Source organism: Streptomyces sp. NWU339 (genome assembly GCF_003143855.1).
Lineage (GTDB): Bacteria > Actinomycetota > Actinomycetes > Streptomycetales > Streptomycetaceae > Streptomyces.
Genome location: NZ_QFRK01000030.1, coordinates 46,562 through 63,958, shown reverse-complemented (window position 1 = coordinate 63,958; position 17,397 = coordinate 46,562). Strand labels below are relative to the sequence as shown.

Annotated in this window: 13 protein-coding genes; 6 read left to right on the top strand and 7 right to left on the bottom strand. The window is 71.8% G+C overall.

The features are described 5' to 3' along the window. Positions 1 to 10: 10 nt before the first annotated feature. Together DIZ27_RS28875 and DIZ27_RS28870 are read right to left on the bottom strand one after the other, a co-directional pair. Positions 11 to 832, bottom strand: a complete 822-nt coding sequence (locus DIZ27_RS28875; RefSeq protein ID WP_109381392.1) for a serine hydrolase — start codon at positions 830 to 832, stop codon at positions 11 to 13. An 18-nt stretch (positions 833 to 850) separates the two neighbouring features. Then, on the bottom strand, positions 851 to 1,318 hold the full coding sequence (locus DIZ27_RS28870) for a GNAT family N-acetyltransferase (RefSeq protein ID WP_109381430.1): 468 nt from the start codon (positions 1,316 to 1,318) through the stop codon (positions 851 to 853). 96 nt (positions 1,319 to 1,414) lie between these two features. Here DIZ27_RS28870 and DIZ27_RS28865 point away from each other — a divergent pair, with 96 nt between their 5' ends. The 4 genes from DIZ27_RS28865 (at position 1,415) to DIZ27_RS28845 (ending at position 8,159) form a co-directional block, all read left to right on the top strand. Further along, positions 1,415 to 1,894 carry a MerR family transcriptional regulator gene (locus tag DIZ27_RS28865; protein WP_109381431.1) on the top strand — a complete coding sequence of 160 codons (480 nt, stop codon included), beginning with the start codon at positions 1,415 to 1,417 and terminating at the stop codon, positions 1,892 to 1,894. A gap of 433 nt (positions 1,895 to 2,327) precedes the next feature. Then, positions 2,328 to 3,311, top strand: a complete 984-nt coding sequence (locus tag DIZ27_RS28855; protein WP_109381390.1) for a hypothetical protein — start codon at positions 2,328 to 2,330, stop codon at positions 3,309 to 3,311. A gap of 43 nt (positions 3,312 to 3,354) precedes the next feature. Further along, complete coding sequence (locus DIZ27_RS28850; protein WP_109381389.1) at positions 3,355 to 5,202, top strand: HSP90 family protein; 1,848 nt, start codon at positions 3,355 to 3,357, stop codon at positions 5,200 to 5,202. Positions 5,203 to 5,204: 2 nt separating this feature from the next. After that, a complete protein-coding gene (locus DIZ27_RS28845) occupies positions 5,205 to 8,159 on the top strand; it encodes a hypothetical protein (protein ID WP_109381388.1) in 2,955 nt (984 codons plus the stop codon). A gap of 108 nt (positions 8,160 to 8,267) precedes the next feature. Here DIZ27_RS28845 and DIZ27_RS28840 read toward each other — a convergent pair whose 3' ends face one another. The 4 genes from DIZ27_RS28840 to DIZ27_RS28825 all read right to left on the bottom strand — a co-directional run bounded on the left by DIZ27_RS28840 (position 8,268) and on the right by DIZ27_RS28825 (position 11,773). Continuing rightward, positions 8,268 to 8,702: a VOC family protein gene (locus DIZ27_RS28840; protein WP_109381387.1), complete on the bottom strand. Its 435-nt coding sequence runs from the start codon at positions 8,700 to 8,702 to the stop codon at positions 8,268 to 8,270. Between the two features lie 172 nt (positions 8,703 to 8,874). Then, positions 8,875 to 9,723 carry a DUF4429 domain-containing protein gene (locus DIZ27_RS28835; RefSeq protein WP_109381386.1) on the bottom strand — a complete coding sequence of 283 codons (849 nt, stop codon included), beginning with the start codon at positions 9,721 to 9,723 and terminating at the stop codon, positions 8,875 to 8,877. Positions 9,724 to 9,808: 85 nt separating this feature from the next. Further along, a complete protein-coding gene (locus DIZ27_RS28830; RefSeq protein ID WP_109381385.1) occupies positions 9,809 to 11,008 on the bottom strand; it encodes an alpha/beta hydrolase in 1,200 nt (399 codons plus the stop codon). Between the two features lie 102 nt (positions 11,009 to 11,110). Beyond that, the gene (locus DIZ27_RS28825) at positions 11,111 to 11,773 is read right to left on the bottom strand and encodes a TetR family transcriptional regulator (protein WP_109381384.1); all 663 of its coding nucleotides are present in this window, start codon (positions 11,771 to 11,773) and stop codon (positions 11,111 to 11,113) included. Positions 11,774 to 11,906: 133 nt separating this feature from the next. Here DIZ27_RS28825 and DIZ27_RS28820 point away from each other — a divergent pair, with 133 nt between their 5' ends. Continuing rightward, a complete protein-coding gene (locus tag DIZ27_RS28820) occupies positions 11,907 to 13,535 on the top strand; it encodes an MFS transporter (protein ID WP_109381383.1) in 1,629 nt (542 codons plus the stop codon). Positions 13,536 to 13,785: 250 nt separating this feature from the next. Here the strand turns inward: DIZ27_RS28820 and aceE are convergent, their stop codons facing one another. Then, positions 13,786 to 16,533, bottom strand: coding sequence for a pyruvate dehydrogenase (acetyl-transferring), homodimeric type (gene aceE / locus DIZ27_RS28815; RefSeq protein ID WP_109381382.1), 2,748 nt, complete (start codon positions 16,531 to 16,533; stop codon positions 13,786 to 13,788). Positions 16,534 to 16,950: 417 nt separating this feature from the next. On the opposite strand from aceE, the gene DIZ27_RS28805 reads away from it, so the two are divergent. Continuing rightward, positions 16,951 to 17,388 (top strand): DUF3052 domain-containing protein, encoded by a 438-nt coding sequence (locus DIZ27_RS28805; RefSeq protein WP_181383733.1) that lies wholly within the window; start codon positions 16,951 to 16,953, stop codon positions 17,386 to 17,388. The last annotated feature ends 9 nt before the right edge of the window (positions 17,389 to 17,397 follow it).

The following is a 17,397-nucleotide window of genomic DNA, read 5'->3' as shown; positions in this document are numbered from 1 at the left end:
CGCCGCTCCGTCACCCGCGCAGCTCCGACAGCACCGCGTCCGTGAACGGCGGCCAGGCCTCGACCGCCCAGGGGCCGAAGGCGCGGTCGGTGAGGGTGGCGCAGGCCACCCCCGCGGTCGGGTCGATCCACAGGAACGTGCCCGACTGGCCGAAGTGGCCGAAGGTGCCCGGTGAGGACGAAGACCCCGTCCAGTGGGGGGACTTGGAGTCGCGGATCTCGAAGCCGAGGCCCCAGTCGTTGGGGTTCTGGTGGCCGTAGCCCGGCAGGACGCCCTTGGTGCCCGGGTACTGGACCGTCATCGCCTCGGCGACGGTGCGCGGGTCGAGGAGGCGCGGGGTCTGGATCTCGGCGGCGAAGCGCAGGAGGTCGTCCACCGTGGAGACGCCGTCCTTCGCCGGAGAGCCCTCCAGTGACGTCGACATCATCCCCAGCGGCTCCAGCACCGCCTGCCGCAGGTACTCGGCGAACGGGATCTCCGTCGCCTTCGTGACATGGTCGCCCAGCTGCTCGAACCCGGCGTTCGAGTACAGGCGGCGCTCGCCGGGCGCGGAGGTCACCCGGTGCTCGTCGAAGGCGAGGCCCGAGGTGTGGGCGAGGAGGTGGCGGACGGTGGCGCCGGAGGGGCCGGCCGGCTCGTCCAGCTCGATCGCGCCCTCCTCGTACGCCACGAGCACCGCGTAGGCGGCGAGCGGCTTGGTGACCGAGGCGAGCGGGAAGCGGTGTCCGGCCGGTCCGTGGGTGCCCAGGACGGTGCCGTCCGCCCGGACGACACCCGCCGCGGCGGTGGGAACCGGCCAGTTCTCGATCAACGCGAGGCTCTTCAACGACATGCCGTCGAGCCTAAGCGCTCACAGCCGCAGCTCCAGCAAGGGGTCCGGCCTCCGCGTGAAGCCCAGCGAGGCGTACAGCGGCTCGGCCTGCGCGGACGCGATGAGACGGACGCGGCGGGCGCCCCGCTCGCGGAACCACTCCAGCAGCGCCTCCATGCAGGCGCGCGCGTGCCCCTGACGGCGGGCGTCCGGGTCGGTGGCGACGCTGAACACGTAGCCGTCGATGCCGTGCGGGTTGTGCGCGCCGCCGATGCGGTAGTCGATCGTGCCGGCCACCAGCGCCGCCAGCCCGCGCCGGTCCGGGTGGTCCACCACGAACGCCGCGAAGGTGCCGTCCGTCTCGGCCAGCCTGGCGCGCAGTACGGGCAGGGAGTCGGCGTGCCAGTCCGTGGAGGGGGAGGAGCGGGGCATCGAGTCGATCATCACCTGGCGCAGCCGCAGTACTTCCTCCGCGTCCCCGGGCGCCGCGCGGCGTACGAGAGTCATGCCCGCCATGCTATTCAGCCGGTGCGCCCGCCGTCCCGCCGTTTCCCACCGGTGACGGTTGCCTGGAGTGCACTCCAGGGATCTAGCGTGGAGTGCATGACGGTGACGGAGACCATGGGTGAGAGTACGGGGGCCAGGGCCGACATCTGCGTCGGCCCGCCGCAGGGCGAGCGGCGGCCGGACGGCCGGGACACGTACACGATCAGCGAGGTCGTCGCCCTGACCGGGCTGTCGGCCCACACCCTGCGCTGGTACGAGCGCATCGGCCTGATGCCGCACATCGACCGGTCGCACACCGGTCAGCGCCGCTACAGCAACCGCGACCTCGACTGGCTGGCCCTCGTCGGCAAGCTCCGCCTCACGGGTATGCCGGTCGCGGACATGGTGCGGTACGCGGAACTGGTGCGGGAGGGCGACCACACCTACGGTGACCGCCTCGAACTGCTGACGGCGACCCGCGAGGACGTGCTCGCCCGGATCGCGGAACTCCAGGGCACCCTCGCCGTACTCGACCGGAAGATCAGCTTCTACGCGGACGCCGGGCGCGCCCCGGCGTCCGAGAGGTCCGGGCCGTGACGACCGGCAGCAGGATCGCGACGGCGGCACCGGGCGCCGGCGGGCCGAGGGGGGCGTACCGGGCCTGGACTGCATGGGCATGAGTTTCGCCTGCGGCCCCGCAGACGCGGAACCGGCCCGACTGGACCCGGTCGCGGCCGAAGCGGCGGGTACCCGCTGCGCGCACAGGGCGCAGACGTCCGCCGGACAGGAGCAACTCTCCCGGGCGGCGGCCCCCCGGTCCGTCGTACGCGGGCCGCCGCCCGGTACGGACGCGGTGCTTCTGCGGCCCGGCAGTCCGGTCCGCGGCTGAACCGGTGCAAGGAAAAAGCCTGTTGCACCGCCGCGCTCTGCCGGCACGGTGAAGCACCGGTGTGAAAACCCTGTGGAAGCGATGTCGGTGGGGCCGCTTATGCTGCACCGATTGATCACGCGGGGCCAGGGAGGGCGCGGCATGTTCGGCAAGCTGTTCGGCAGGGGCGGGGAGAGACCGGGGGCGGATCCGTACGCCCTTCCCGTCCCGCGCAAGAAGAACGGGATGTACACGCTGCGCGCGCTCGGGGACGTGCGGGTGCTCGCGCTGGTGGAGGCGGCCGACGCGGGTGAGTGGGAGGCGGTGAAGGAGGCGCTGGCCCCCTTCGACCTCGGCCGCGACCACCACGTCCTCGGTGAACTGGCCGTGCTGGACGGTGTGGAGGAGTGGATCGGCCGCGCCGTCGAGGAGGACAAGGAGCACCGGGCGACGGCCCTGCTGATATCCGGGGCGCGCCACGTCAGTTGGGGCTGGGAGGCACGCACCAGCGCGCGGGCCGTGAACGTCACGCAGGAGCAGTGGCGGATCTTCCACGAGCGGCTGCGCACCGCCGAGGAGCACCTGCTCGAGGCCGCCGAGCTGAGGCCGGAGTGGGTCACGCCGTGGCGCCATCTCCTCACCTCCGGGCGTGGCATGTCTCTGGGCCGCGCCGTCAACGAGACCCGGCTGGACGCCGCCCTGCGCCGCGACCCGCTGGACCTGTCGAGCCACCTCGAGTGGGTGTCGCAGTTGCAGCCCCGCTGGGGCGGCGAGCAGGGGCAGGCCCTGGCGTTCGCCCGTGAGGCGTTCGCCGGCGCGCCCGACGGCCATCCTCTCGGCTGTGCGGTCGCCATGGCCCACATCGAGGACTGGGTGGAGTCGGACGAGTCCGAGTGCCTCGACACGCCCGAGATCCATGAGGAGTTGGCGGAGGCCGCCCGGCGCAGCATCCTGCACCCCGACTACGAGCGGCGCCCGGGCTGGCAGCACGACTTCAACATGTTCGCCATGGCCCTGTCGCTCGCCTCCGAGAGCATCGTCTGCCGGCGCGTGTTCCACGAGCTGGACGGCGCCCACACCACCTGGCCCTGGACCTACTTCGCGGAGCCCGAGAAGCAGTTCGCCCGCCGTCAGCGCCACGCCTGAGCCCGCACCCGCCCCTCTCGAACTCCTCACCCCGGACTGCCCGATGACTCTGCCCGAAACCGCCCCGAACCCGTCCGGCGCCGACCGCACCTTCCAGGTGGATCTGCGCGGCCTCGTCGATCTCCTCTCCCACCACCTCTACTCCAGCCCCCGCGTCTACCTGCGCGAACTGATGCAGAACGCGGTGGACGCGCTGACCGCCCGGCACGGCCTCGAACCGGCCGCCCCCGCCGACGCCTTCGGCATCCGCCTGCACGCCGACGGTTCGGTGGTACGCGTCGAGGACGACGGCGTCGGCCTCACCGAAGCCGACGTGCACACCTTCCTCGCCACGATCGGCCGCAGCAGCAAGCGCGCCGAGCAGCTCGTCGAGCAACGCGGCGACTTCATCGGCCAGTTCGGCATCGGCCTGCTCTCCTGCTTCCTGGTCGCGGACGAGATCCACGTGCTGAGCCGGTCCGCCCGCACCCCCGACGCGCCCGCCGTGGAGTGGCGGGGGCGCGGCGACGGCAGCTACACCGTCCGTGCCCTGCCCGCCTCCGCCCGGCCCCGGCCGGGCACCACCGTCACCCTCACTCCGCGCGCCGACGCGGGCGAGTGGACCCGTCCGGCCCAAGTGCAGGCCCTCGCCCGGCACTTCGGCTCCCTGCTGCGTCACCCGGTGACCTTCTCCGACGGCACGGACGGTCCGGGCGCGCCGGTCAACTCCGAGGCGGCGCCCTGGGCGCGTACGTACCCGACGCCGGGCGCCCGTTCCCGCGCGCTGGCCGCGTACGGCGAGGAGGTCTTCGGGTTCACCCCGCTGGACACCATCGAGCTGGACCTGCCGGCCGTGGGCCTGAAGGGCATCGCGTGCGTGCTGCCCGAGGCGGTGCCGGCCGGGCGCCGCCACGGCCACCGCGTGCACGTCAAGGGCATGCTGCTGTCCGAGCAGGCCGAGGAGATCCTGCCCGAGTGGGCGTTCTTCGTCCGCTGCGTCGTCGACGCCGAGAGCCTGCGCCCGACCGCTTCCCGCGAGTCCCTGTACGAGGACGACACCCTCACCGCGGTCCGCGACGCCCTCGCCGAGCGGCTGCGCGCGTGGATCGCCCGGGCCGCCGCCAGCGACCCGGACCTGCTCGGCCGGTTCCTCCAGACCCATCACCTGGCCGTGAAGTCGCTCGCGGTGCACGACGACGAGATCCTGCGGATGCTGCTGCCCTGGCTGCCGTTCGAGACCACCGACGGGCACACCACCCTCGACGAGTTCGCGCGCACCCACCGCACCGTGCTGGTGACGTCGAGCGTGGAGGAGTTCCGGCAGGTCGCGGCGATCGCCTCGGCGGCCGGGCTCGGCGTCGTCAACGGCGGCTACACCTACGACCGTGAACTGGTGCACCGGCTGCCCGAGATCAGGGCCGAGGTCACCGTCGCCGACCTCGACCCGGCGACCCTCACCGCGCACCTCGACCCCGTCGACCGGGAGACGGAACTGGCCGCCGCGGCCTACCTCGCCCTGGCCCGCGACGCCCTCGCCGTCTTCGACTGCGACGTCGCGCTGCGCACCTTCCAGCCCGCCTCCGCCCCCGCCCTCCTCGTCGACAGCCGCGAGGCCCGGCACGAGCGCACCCGCTCCCAGCTCGCCCGTGAGCAGGAGGGCGGCCTGTGGGGCGACATCCTCGGCGCCCTGCGCCAGGAGGCACCGCGGGCCCAGCTGATCCTCAACCAGCTCAACCCGCTGGTGCGCACCGCCGTCGCCATCGACGAGCCCGAACTGGCCCGCACCAGCGCCGAAGCCCTCTACGGGCAAGCCGCGCTGCTGTCCCGGCGTCCGCTCAGGCCCGCCGAATCGAGCCTCATCAACCGCTCCTTCCTCGACCTTCTCGCCCACGCCCTCCGCAAGGACAGCTGACGATGCCGACCGCACCCCGTCCCCAGAACACAGACGAGCTGTACCAGGCGCTCCGGGAGAACGACCGGCGCCCCTACGGTCGCACCCGCACCGTCACCGCCGAGGAACTCGTCGACGCCGCCGAGCAGTTCGCGGAGCCCGTCCCGCTGATCGACGCGCTGCTCGAACTCCAGGAGGCGTACACCTACGGCTCCGAACCCCGCAAGTCGCCCGTCGTCTTCGCCCGCCTGCTCACCCTCTTCGACGAGCAGCCGGACGTCTTCGACGAACGCCTGCGCCACCAGCTGTTCTGGCGGTTCAAGTGGGTCGCGGGCGCCCTGCGCGCGCTGCCCGAGATACCGCTGGCCAGCCTGCGCCAGTGGCTGACGGAGATGCGCGACCGGTACGAGAAGGCCGGCCTGGACCTCCAGCCCTACTACGGGCAGGCCTACCGGCTGGCCGCCCACCTCGGTGAGGACACCGCCCTCGCCTACGAGTTGTGGGCGGGCCGCTCCCGCTCCCGGCTCAGCGACTGCGAGGCCTGCGAGACCTGCGACCGTGCCCTGTACCACCTGGCGGCGGGCGACGACGAGCGGGCGCTGCGCGCCTGGGAGCCTGTCCTGGCGGGCAAGGAGTCCTGCCAGGAGGAGCCGGCCCGCTCCGCCTCCTACGCACTGCTGCCCCTGCTGCGCACCGGCCGCACCGACCAGGCACGCGAACTGCACCTCGCCGGCTACCGCGGCTGCCGCCGCAACCCCTCGATGTCCGGGGAGGTCGGCCGGCACCTGGAGTTCTGCGCGCTGACCGGCAACGAGGCACGCGGCCTGGAACTGCTCGCCGAGAACCGGAACCTGTTCGACGAGGTGGACTCGCCGCAGGACCAGCTCGACTTCCTCACCGGCGTGGAGGTCCTCCTCCAGCGCGTCGAGACCCTCGGCCACGGCGAGCTGCCCGCCGCCGGGTTCCCGGGCCGCACCTGGACCGTGACCGGCCTGCGCGCCGAGGTGCGCGGCCGCGCCGCCGACCTCGCCGCCCGCTTCGACGACCGCAACGGAACCACCGCCCACACCGACCGCCGGGGCGCCCGCCTCGACCGGGCCCCGCTCCTCGACGCGCTGGAACTGACCCTGCGTACCCGCAGCCTCGACGACGTGGCCCCGGTCGCACCGGCCGCCCCGGTCGTCGCGAAGGCGTCCACCGCCCGTACGACCGCCGCCGTGCCCGAATCGCTGACCGAACTCATTCGTCAGGCGAGGTCGTTGGAAGAGGAGGCGCACCCGGACGCACAAGCCTGCTGGGCGCGGCTGCGCACGCTCGTCGCCGCCCGCGACTACACCCACCCCGACGACCCGGCCGTGGGTCCGCTCCTGCGGCTGCGCGCGGACCTGCTGGCCGACGAGGCGAACTGGGCGGGCGACAAGGACGAGTTCGCCGACGCCACCGCCCTCTATGAGGAGGCCGCGGGTCTGTACGACGACGCCGGACTGCCGGGTCACGCGGCACTCGCCCGCGCCTGCGCCCTGCTCGCCGCCGCCGAGATCCCCACGGAGGACGCCGACGGCCCCGAGGCGAAGGCCGCAGCGCTGACCACCGCCCACACGTCCCTGGTCCGCCTGCACGAGGAGACCTCCGGTCTCGCCCCGCACCAGGAGGCCCGCCTGCTGCGTCTGCGGGCAACCGCGCTCGGCCTGCGCCTGCAGGCGTCGGGGAGCGAGGAGCACGTCGCACCGCTGCTCGCCGAGGTGGACCTGCTGCACGCTTTCGCCACCCGGCACGACATCGGCGGGCAGGTCGCCAGGGCCCTGCTGCTGCGGGCCACCACATACGCCCTGTCCGGCGACCTGCCCGCCGCGCTCACCGAGACCAACGGCCTCCTCGACCGGCTGAAGGAGCACGGCCCGGCCTGGCACCTGCCCCGCGTGCTCGCCCTGCGGGGCAGGCTCCACCTCGGCCTCCAGGACGCGCAGGCCGCGCACGCGGACCTGTCCGAGGGCCTGCGGCTGGCCGCCGACTGGCCGGCCGACGCGGTCGACACCGCCCGCCTGCACGCCGAACTGGCCGAGATCTGCATGCACCTGGGCCGCCCCGACGAGGCACTGCGGCACCTGACGCGCTCGGCGGAGCTGGACCTGCGCCGCGGCAGCCGGTTCGCCGCGTTCTGCACCTACAGCAACGCCGCCCAGCTCAGCCTCGACCTGGGCCGCGTCGAGGACGCCATCGCCCTGCTCGACTCCCTGCTGGCCGAACCGGACGTCACCACCGGAGAGCTGGACGACCGGCTCGCCGCCCAACTGCGCCTGACCCGAGCCCGCGCGCTGCACGCGGGGGACGACCTCAAGGCCGCCACGGCGGAGTTCGTCGCCCTCGCCGCCGAGTCGGCCGGCTGGGACGACGACCCGGGGAGCCACGCCATGATCGCCGCGGAGACGGCCGTGCTCCTCGGCGAGTCCGGCGAGTTCGGCCAGGCCCGCAAGGCCGCCGACCAGGCACTCGCCGCCCACGCCCGGGCCCCGCGCTACGAGCACCTCAGCAACACCCTGCGCGAACTCGCCCGCCTCCAGGCCCAGCAGCAGGGACCCGACGGCCTGGCCGACGCCCGCGCCTTCCTCGCCGACGCCGGCCGGGTCGCCGACGAGGCCCGCGCCGCCGCGTACGAGGCCCACGGCCGCTCCCTGGACACCGCCCTGGCCTACGAGCACGGGAGGGTCAACGCCTACGCCGGTGCCTACGAGGACGCCCTGACCGCCCTGGAGCAGGCCCTCACTCTGCTCGGCGAGCCGGGACCGGAGCCGGACCGCGTCGGCGAGTGGGCCGAGTGCGTCCGCCTCGCCGCCGCCGTGGAGGGCATCTACCTGGAACGCCCCGCCCCCGCCCTCACCCGCCTCGACGCGGCGGTCTCCCGCCTGACCGCGGCGGGTCACCCCGAGGAGACCGAGCCGCTGACGGCCTTGGCGGCCCGGCTGCGCGACGAGGAGTGACACGGTGCTCCCGGCGCCCGGGGCCCCTACGGGTCGACGAAACCCACAGGGCCCCCGGGCACCGGATCACCGCATGCGACGTCACCACCTCGCCGTCTCGGAGGATGCTCAGTCGAGACAGAACTCGTTGCCCTCGACGTCCTGCATCACGAGGCACGACTCGTTGAAGCCGTCGGCACGCAGCAGTCGCACCCGTACCGCGCCGAGCGCGACCAGTCGTGCGCATTCGGCCTCGAGAGCGGCCACGCGCTCTTCACCCACGAGCCCGGTGCCGACCCGCACGTCGAGATGCACCCGGTTCTTGACGACCTTGCCTTCGGGAACGCGCTGGAAGAACAGCCGCGGGCCCACACCCGAGGGGTCGACGCATGCGAACGCCGAGCCCTGACGCTCAAGCGGCAGCGAGCGATCGAAATCGCCCCACGTGGCGAACCCCTCCGGTGGCGGCGGTACGACGTACCCCAACACCTCGCACCAGAAACGAGCGACGCGCTCGGGTTCCGCGCAGTCGAAGGTGACCTGGAATTGCTTGACCGATGTCATCGGCCCACCGTAGCGGGAGCGGCGAACAGGCCAGGGCCTGTCCGGCGGATCAGGCCGCAGGAAATCGACGGTGCCTTGTCGGCGCGGGTGAGCGGGGGTCGGTGCGTCCGGCTGGAAGGCGGAGGAGGGCGTACCGGACCCCGCGTCTACGGCATGACCCGCCGGACAGACCCTAAAGCTCCGCCAGCAACTCCGCCTTCTTGGAGGAGAACTCCTCGTCCGTCACCAGGCCCGCCTGGTGCAGTTCGCCGAGGTGGCGGATGCGGTCGGCGATGTCGGCCGGGTCACGGCGCACGGTCGCCGCGACCATCGCGGGCACCGGCTCGGACGTCCGTACCGCCGCCAGCACGGCCGCCGCGAACGGCAGTGACTCGTGCACCGGCCCGTAGCCCAGCCCGAACACCACGGCCGCCGGGTCCTGGTCGGCCTGGGGCGACGACGCCGAATCGTCCCGGCGCAGCAGCCGCAGATGCCCTTCGAACACCTCGGGCGACCGCCACTCCACGCCGCTCAGCTCACCCACGGGGAAGCGCTGGTCACCGGCTTTCCACTTCGCCGACGAGGCGCCCGTCCAGAACCAGTGGAAGGAGACCGTCGTCCCGTCGAAGGAGGCCTTGCCGTCGTACGCCTTGAACCGCAGCGGCACCTCGGGGGCCGGTACCAGGTGGCGTTCGGCGGGGCCGGACTCGGTGAGGCGGGCGAGGAGTTCGTCGGCGTAGTACTCGGCGAGCGTCTCGCGCTCGGCGGGCAGCACCAGCCGGTAGGGGTCGGAGCTCTCCTTCAACTGCCCGGCCGCCGCCTCCATCAGCGGGTCGGCCCCGGGCCGGGGCTCGACGCGCAGCACGACGCTGCCGCGCCTGCCGGGGGTCAGCGTCACCCTTGCTATGGCCTCCAGGGGGACGCGTCGTTCCCCGAGTGCCTGAAACAGCTTGGGTGTTCGAATCCCCCTTTCGTAACGGATGAGCACGGAGTCGGACTCGAACTCCCAGGCAGCGTGAAATCCAGCCAGTACGTCACCCATGCGGCTCATCGTATGCGGCACGAGCTTTTTCGTCCCCTCCCCGTGCATACCGCGGTTCCTCCGTCCTCTACGCGCGTCAGGGTGCCTAGGCGTAGGACAAACTCGCCCGGCATACGCCGTCATCGTGTGCGCAGGCCACCGCTCGGTATGCGCCAACGCCGATCTCGGCGAAGTTGCGCAGGCTGTCCGTGCCCGGCTCGAAATACCCGCCGTGTCCCTCCGCCTCACGTGCCGACAGGACCCGCGCCCCGAAAGCGGGGGAGACCGGGTCGGCGCCGTGGCCCAGTCCGCCGACCTCCAGATAGGGCACGTCCTGGATCCAGTCGTCGGCGTCCCGCATGGCCCACACGCGCGCGTGGGTGCGCAGTGCGGAGGCCGTCTCGGCCCGCATGCCGGGGCTGCCGGCCACCGCGATGTCGGCCACCCGGCCGGGCAGTGTGCTCGCGGCGAGCCCGCACACCACGGAGCCGTAGCTGTGGCAGAACAGCGCGACCGGGGTCGTACCGGGCAGCGCGCGCAGCAGCGCGTCGAGCCGCACCGCGCCGTCCTCGGCGCGCCTGGCCATGGCCGCCTCCATGCCGAGTCCGCCGGGCGCGGTGTAGTCGGCCCAGGCGATCACGGCGGTACGGGTCGAGGGGTCCGCCTCGTGCTCGGCCGCGCGCAGCGCCTCGGCCATGCCCACGGGGGCCGAGTAGCGGCGGTAGGTGCGCTGGAAGGTGAGCAGATCCGTGTCGACGCCGGGGACGACGACCGAGATGCGTTCGGCCTCGTCCAGATCGCCGAAGACCTCGGCCACGCGGCCCGGTCCCGACGGGTTGAAGGCGAGGATCTGGCGTCCGGGGCCCAGCAGTGCCCCGAGGCGGTTCATCCGACGGCCCGCCTGGTGCTGTCCCGCGGGCGTGAGCCGTGTGTCGTGCATCCGTTCCTGCTCGATCTCGCGGGCCTGCTCCATCGCGATGCGGTTGGCGCGGTACCGCAGACCGACCGGGGCGCCGTTCATGTTGCCGACCGCGAGGGGGAAGCGGTGGGCGAGGCTCATCCGCTGCGCCTCGGTGAGCGAGGCGAAGAACCGGGCCAGCCGGCCGGGCGCGGACTGCGGGTCCGGCAGTTCGCGGCCCGCTATGCGGCCGTGCTCCCAGGCGGCGAGCGAGGCGGACAGCGGTGCCACCTCCCGCTGTTGGCGCAGTGCCGTCCAGCCGGTGGTCGCCAGCATCACGAAGACGACAGCGAGTGCGAGGAGCGCGCGCCATGCGTTCAGTTGCGGAGAGGAGTCGAAGGAAGTCACTGACAGGACACACTAGGAGAACGAGAGGGTCTCGCGTTAACCGAGTGACGGGTATCACGTTTCAGCGTGCCGGAGTGTGAGCAGTCGTCACCCTACGGGTGATCAGACGCCGTGCCAGTTCCCCGCGAGCGCCGGTTCCAGCTGGTCCAGGTAGGCCGTCGTCAGCTCACGCAGGGCGGCGAGGCCGGCGTCGTCCCCGGTGGACCAGGAGTGCTCCGCCACCCGGACGACCCCGCTGAAGGCGGCCACCAGGATGCGCGGCCGGGGGTCGGTGTCCGGGTCGATGCCCTCGCGGTCGGCGATGACGCGGGCCAGCCGGTCCTCCAGTTCCGCCGCGCGCCGCAGATGGGCGGCGAGCAGCGCGGGTGTGGACTCGATCACCCGGTACACCCGCAGGTGCAGTTCCAGGGGGACGACCTGCTCGACGACCTCGTTGATGCCGTCCCAGCTCTCCCGCAGGGCCCGGCGCAGCACGTCCAGCGGTGGCTCGCCGGGCGGCCGTGCCCGTACGGCGTCGACGACGAGGGACTCCGCGAGGCGCGGGACGTGGAAGGCGACTTCCTCCTTGCTGGCGAAGTAGCGGAAGAAGGTGCGCTGCGAGACGTCGACGGCGGCGGCGATGTCGTCGACCGTCGTGCCCTCGTAGCCGCGCGTCGCGAACAGTTCCAGGGAGGAGCGGACCAGCGCGTCCCGGGTGAGCCGCTTCCTGCTTTCCCGCAGACCCGTCGCCGGCACCGCGCCGGCGGCGGCCCCGACCGTCTCCATCGATCCTCCAGCGTGTCCTGTGGGGGCGTTCTGGAACTGTTCCCCCAGTTCAGGCTATAGGGATGAGACGAGTCGGTTGCCGGTCGGTGAATTGGTTTGTCAACTGTCAGCGGCTGTCATTAGCTTTGAAGTCATGACCAGTCAGACCACCGTCGACGCGACGGGACCCGGGGACAAGGCGCCCGTGAACCCGTCGGACGCGGCACCCGGCAGAGGGCTGCGCGGCCATCCCTGGCTCACCCTCTTCACCGTCGCCGTGGGCGTCATGATGGTGGCCCTCGACGGCACCATCGTCGCCATCGCCAACCCCGTCATCGCCAGGGACCTGGGCGCCACCTTCGCCGAGGTCCAGTGGATCACCAACTCGTACTTCCTCGCCCTCGCGGTCTCGCTGATCACCGCGGGTAAGCTCGGTGACCGCTTCGGCCACCGGCAGACCTTCCTCATCGGCGTCGTCGGCTTCGCCGCCGCCTCGGGCGCCATCGGCCTGTCCGACAGCATCGCGGCGGTCATCGTCTTCCGGGTCCTGCAGGGCCTGTTCGGCGCGCTGCTGATGCCGGCCGCGCTCGGCCTGCTGCGGGCCACCTTCCCGGCCGAGAAGCTCAACATGGCCATCGGCATCTGGGGCATGGTCATCGGTGCCTCCACCGCCGGCGGCCCGATCCTCGGCGGTGTGCTCGTCGAGCACGTCAGCTGGCAGTCGGTCTTCTTCATCAACGTCCCGGTCGGCGTCGTCGCCGTCGTCCTCGGCGCGTGGATCCTGCTCGACCACCGCGCGGAGAACCGCCCGCGCTCCTTCGACCTGCCCGGCATCGTCCTGCTCTCCGGTGCGATGTTCTGCCTGGTCTGGGCGCTCATCAAGGCCCCCGCGTGGGGCTGGGGCGACCTCAAGACCTGGGGCTTCATCGTCGCCTCGGTCGTCGGTTTCCTGATCTTCGCGTTCTGGGAGACGCAGGTGCGGGAGCCGCTGATCCCGCTGGGGATGTTCCGCTCCGTCGCGCTGTCCGCGGGTGTCGTGCTGATGGTCCTCATGGCCATCGCGTTCATGGGCGGCCTGTTCTTCGTCACGTTCTACCTGCAGAACGTGCACGGGATGAGCCCCGTCGACGCCGGTCTGCACCTGCTGCCGCTCACCGGCATGATGATCGTCGGTTCTCCCCTGGCCGGTGCGGTGATCACCAAGGCCGGCCCGCGGATCCCGCTGGCCGGCGGCATGGCCCTCACCGCGCTCGCCATGTTCGGCCTGTCCACGCTCGAGAAGGACACCGGAAGCGGTGTGATGTCGCTCTGGTTCGCCGTGCTGGGCCTCGGCCTGGCCCCCGTCATGGTCGGCGCCACCGAGGTCATCGTGGGCAACGCGCCGATGGAGCTCTCCGGCGTCGCCGGCGGTCTCCAGCAGTCCGCCATGCAGGTCGGCGGCAGCCTCGGTACGGCCGTGCTGGGCGCGGTGATGGCCTCCAAGGTCGACCGCGACCTCCCCGGCAACTGGGCGGCCGCGGGCCTTCCGCCGCTCACCCCGGAGCAGTCCGAGCAGGCCTCCGAGGCCGTCCGGGTCGGTGTGGCGCCGGTGGCCCCGGGCATGCCCGGGGAGCTCGCCGCGAAGATCACCGACGTGGCGCACGAGACCTTCCTCTCCGGCATGAGCACGGCATCCCTGGTCGCCACCGGAGTCGCCGCCGTGGCGGTGCTGGTCGCCTTTCTCACTAAACGCGGTGAGAACGGCGAGAACACGGAGGCGGGCGCGGGCGTCGGCCACATCTGACGGATTCCGGCGACCGGGTTCGCTCATCAGGGTGAACCGATGCGGCGACCCCTCCCGCCCGGCGGGCACCACGGGTCACAGTGGGTCAGGTCCTCCCCAGGACATACCGGGGGCAGGAGAGGACGCCGGCTGTGGCGCGCCGCTGGAGGGGGCGGCGCGCACACCGGCTCCGGCGACCCGGGACGACAGGAGAGGGGCCTTCGGCGAGTCGACTCGCCGAAGGCCCCTCTCCTGTCACCGGGCGCGGGTGTCAGGCGTCGCCGCCCGCCGGGCCCGGGTCGGCCGCGGTGACGTCGAGCAGCTGGTAGCGGTCGATGGCCTGCTTCAGCACCGACCGGTCGAGGTGGCCCTCGCGGACCAGCTCCGTCAGCACCGCCACCACGATCGACTGCGCGTCGATGTGGAAGAACCGCCGGGCCGCCCCGCGGGTGTCCGCGAAGCCGAAGCCGTCCGCGCCCAGCGACTGGTACGTCCCCGGCACCCAGCGCGCGATCTGGTCCGGCACCGACCGCATCCAGTCCGACACCGCCACGACCGGCCCCTGCGCCGAGGCCAGCTTCCTCGTCACGTACGGGAGGCGCTGCTCCTCCTCCGGGTGCAGCAGGTTGTGCCGCTCGCAGTCCACCGCCTCGCGCCGCAGCTCGTTCCAGGAGGTCGCCGACCAGACATCGGCCTTGACGTCCCACTCCTCGGCGAGGATCTTCTGCGCCTCGATCGCCCAGGGCACCGCGACACCGGAGGCGAGGATCTGGGCGGGCAGGCTGCCCGCCGTGCCCTCGCTGAAGCGGTACAGGCCCTTCACGATGCCCTCCGCGTCCACGCTCGTGGGCTCGGCCGGGTGCTGGATGGGCTCGTTGTAGACGGTCAGGTAGTAGAAGACGTCCTCGCCGTGCGGGTGCTGCTCGTCGCCGCCGTACATCCGGCGCAGACCGTCCTGCACGATGTGCGCGATCTCGTAGCCGAACGCCGGGTCGTACGCGACACAGCCCGGGTTCGTGGACGCCAGCAGCTGCGAGTGTCCGTCCGCGTGCTGAAGGCCCTCACCGGTCAGGGTCGTGCGCCCCGCGGTCGCGCCCAGGACGAAACCGCGCGCCAGCTGGTCGGCCATCTGCCAGAACTGGTCACCGGTGCGCTGGAAACCGAACATCGAGTAGAAGACGTACACCGGGATGAGCGGCTCGCCGTGCGTGGCGTAAGCCGAGCCGGCCGCGATCAGCGAGGCCGTGCAGCCGGCCTCGGAGATGCCGTCGTGCAGCATCTGCCCGTTCGGCGCCTCCTTGTACGCGAGCAGCAGCTCCCGGTCCACGGACTCGTACTGCTGGCCCAGCGGGTTGTAGATCTTCGCACTCGGGAAGAACGAGTCCATGCCGAACGTGCGGTACTCGTCCGGCGCGATCAGTACGAACCGCTTGCCGATCTCCTTGTCCCGCATGAGCTCCTTGAGGAGCCGGACGAAGGCCATGGTCGTCGCGATGGACTGCTGACCCGAGCCCTTCTTCACACTCGCGTATGCCTTGTCGTCGGGCAGCGCGAGCGGCTTGGAGCGCACGACGCGGGTCGGCACGTATCCGCCGCAGGACTTGCGGCGGTCGTGCATGTACTGGATCTCCTCCGAGTCGCGGCCCGGGTGGTAGTACGGCGGCAGGCCGGACTCCAGGTCCCTGTCGGCGATCGGGAGGTGCAGGCGGTCCCGGAAGCCCTTGAGGTCGTCGACCGTCAGCTTCTTCATCTGGTGCGTGGCGTTGCGGCCCTCGAAGTTCGGACCCAGCGTCCAGCCCTTGACCGTCTTGGCGAGGATCACCGTCGGCTGGCCCTTGTGCTCCAGGGCCGCCTTGTAGGCCGCGTAGATCTTCCGGTGGTCGTGACCGCCGCGGCCCAGGTGCAGGATCTGGTCGTCGGTCATGCCCTCGACCATGGCGCGCAGCCGGTGGTCGTCGCCGAAGAAGTGGTCGCGGATGTACGCCCCGGACTCGGTGGCGTACGTCTGGTACTGGCCGTCCGGCGTGGTGTTCATCCGGTTGACCAGCACACCGTCCCGGTCCTGGGCGAGCAGCGGGTCCCAGGTGCGGTCCCAGACGAGCTTGATCACGTTCCAGCCGGCGCCCCGGAAGATGGACTCCAGCTCCTGGATGATCTTGCCGTTGCCGCGCACCGGCCCGTCGAGGCGCTGCAGGTTGCAGTTGACGACGAAGGTCAGGTTGTCCAGGTTCTCGCGGGCGGCGATGGACAGCTGGCCCAGCGACTCGGGCTCGTCCATCTCGCCGTCGCCGAGGAACGCCCACACGTGCGACTTCGAGGTGTCGGTGATGCCGCGCGCCTGCATGTAGCGGTTCATCCGGGCCTGGTAGATCGCGCCGATCGGGCCGAGGCCCATCGACACCGTCGGGAACTCCCAGAAGTCCGGCATCGACCGCGGGTGCGGATACGACGACAGCGCCTCGGGCGCCTTCGACTTCTCCTGGCGGAAGCCGTCCAGCTGCCGCTCGGTGAGCCGGTCCAGCAGGTACGCGCGCGCGTAGATGCCCGGCGAGGCGTGGCCCTGGAAGAAGACCTGGTCGCCGCCGTCGCCCGCGTCCTTGCCGCGGAAGAAGTGGTTGAAGCCCACGTCGTACAGCGACGCCGAGGACGCGAACGTGGCGATGTGACCGCCGACGCCGATCCCGGGCCGCTGCGCGCGCGAGACCATCACCGCGGCGTTCCACCGGGTCGCGTTGAGGATCTTGCGCTCGATCTCCTCGTTGCCCGGGAAGAACGGCTCCGCGCGGGTGGGGATCGTGTTGACGTAGTCCGTGCTGCGCATCTCGGGCACGGCCACGCGCCGCTCGCGCGCGCGCTCGATCAGCCGCAGCATCAGGTAGCGGGCCCGTTCCCGGCCGCGCTCGTCGACGGCGGCGTCGAGGGAGTCGAGCCACTCCTGCGTTTCCTCGGGGTCGAAGTCAGGGACCTGACTCGGAAGGCCACCAATGATGATCGGATTGCGGTCGGATGCGGAAGCCACGCTGTTCCTTACCTGTCAGAGGGCCGTGAAAGGGCCGCTGCTTCACTGATTCAGCCGTCTGCGCGCTCCCCATCGTCCACCCGGGGGCCGCACACGTCATCTCTACCGATAGGTAACCCGGCCGCGGCACCGGTACGGTGGCATACGGGACGGGCCACGGACTCGTGCGAGTCCCGTACCCGTATACGGTTCCCAAACGCCCATAGAGGGCACAAGGGTGTGGTGTGCGTCACTGTGAGCCAGGATGATGTGCCTGGAGTTGCGGTGACCCGGCCAGGATCGTCACCGTTTCGGCGGTCCCTGCGGCCGGGTACTTGCGCGAACCGCCCCGCCCGTGTGGACTACGGCCAACGCCGCGCGCCCGTGCGTGGCTGCGACAATTGGCGAGATTCCCAAACCATGATCAGGAGGCAAACCGTGAGCGCGACCGCGGACCACGCGGAGGAGCGGACGAACCCTGCCGCCAGGCTGGGGTTCCAGCCCGGGCAGGTGGTCCAGGAGATCGGCTACGACGACGACGTAGACCAGGAGCTCCGCGAGGCCATCGAGGGCGTCATCGAGAACGACCTGGTCGACGAGGACTACGACGACGTGGCTGACGCCGTTGTGCTGTGGTTCCGCGACGACGACGGCGACCTGACGGACGCGCTGGTGGACGCCGGCACGTACATCGAAGAGGGCGGTGCCATCCTGCTCCTCACGCCGAAGACAGGCCGTTCGGGCTACGTCGAGCCGAGTGACATCTCGGAGGCCGCCACCACGGCGGGCCTGACGGCGGCCAAGAGCGTCAGCGTGGGCAAGGACTGGAGCGGCAGCCGGCTGGCCACGCCGAAGGCCGCCAAGTCCAGGAGGTAGCCACGGCGG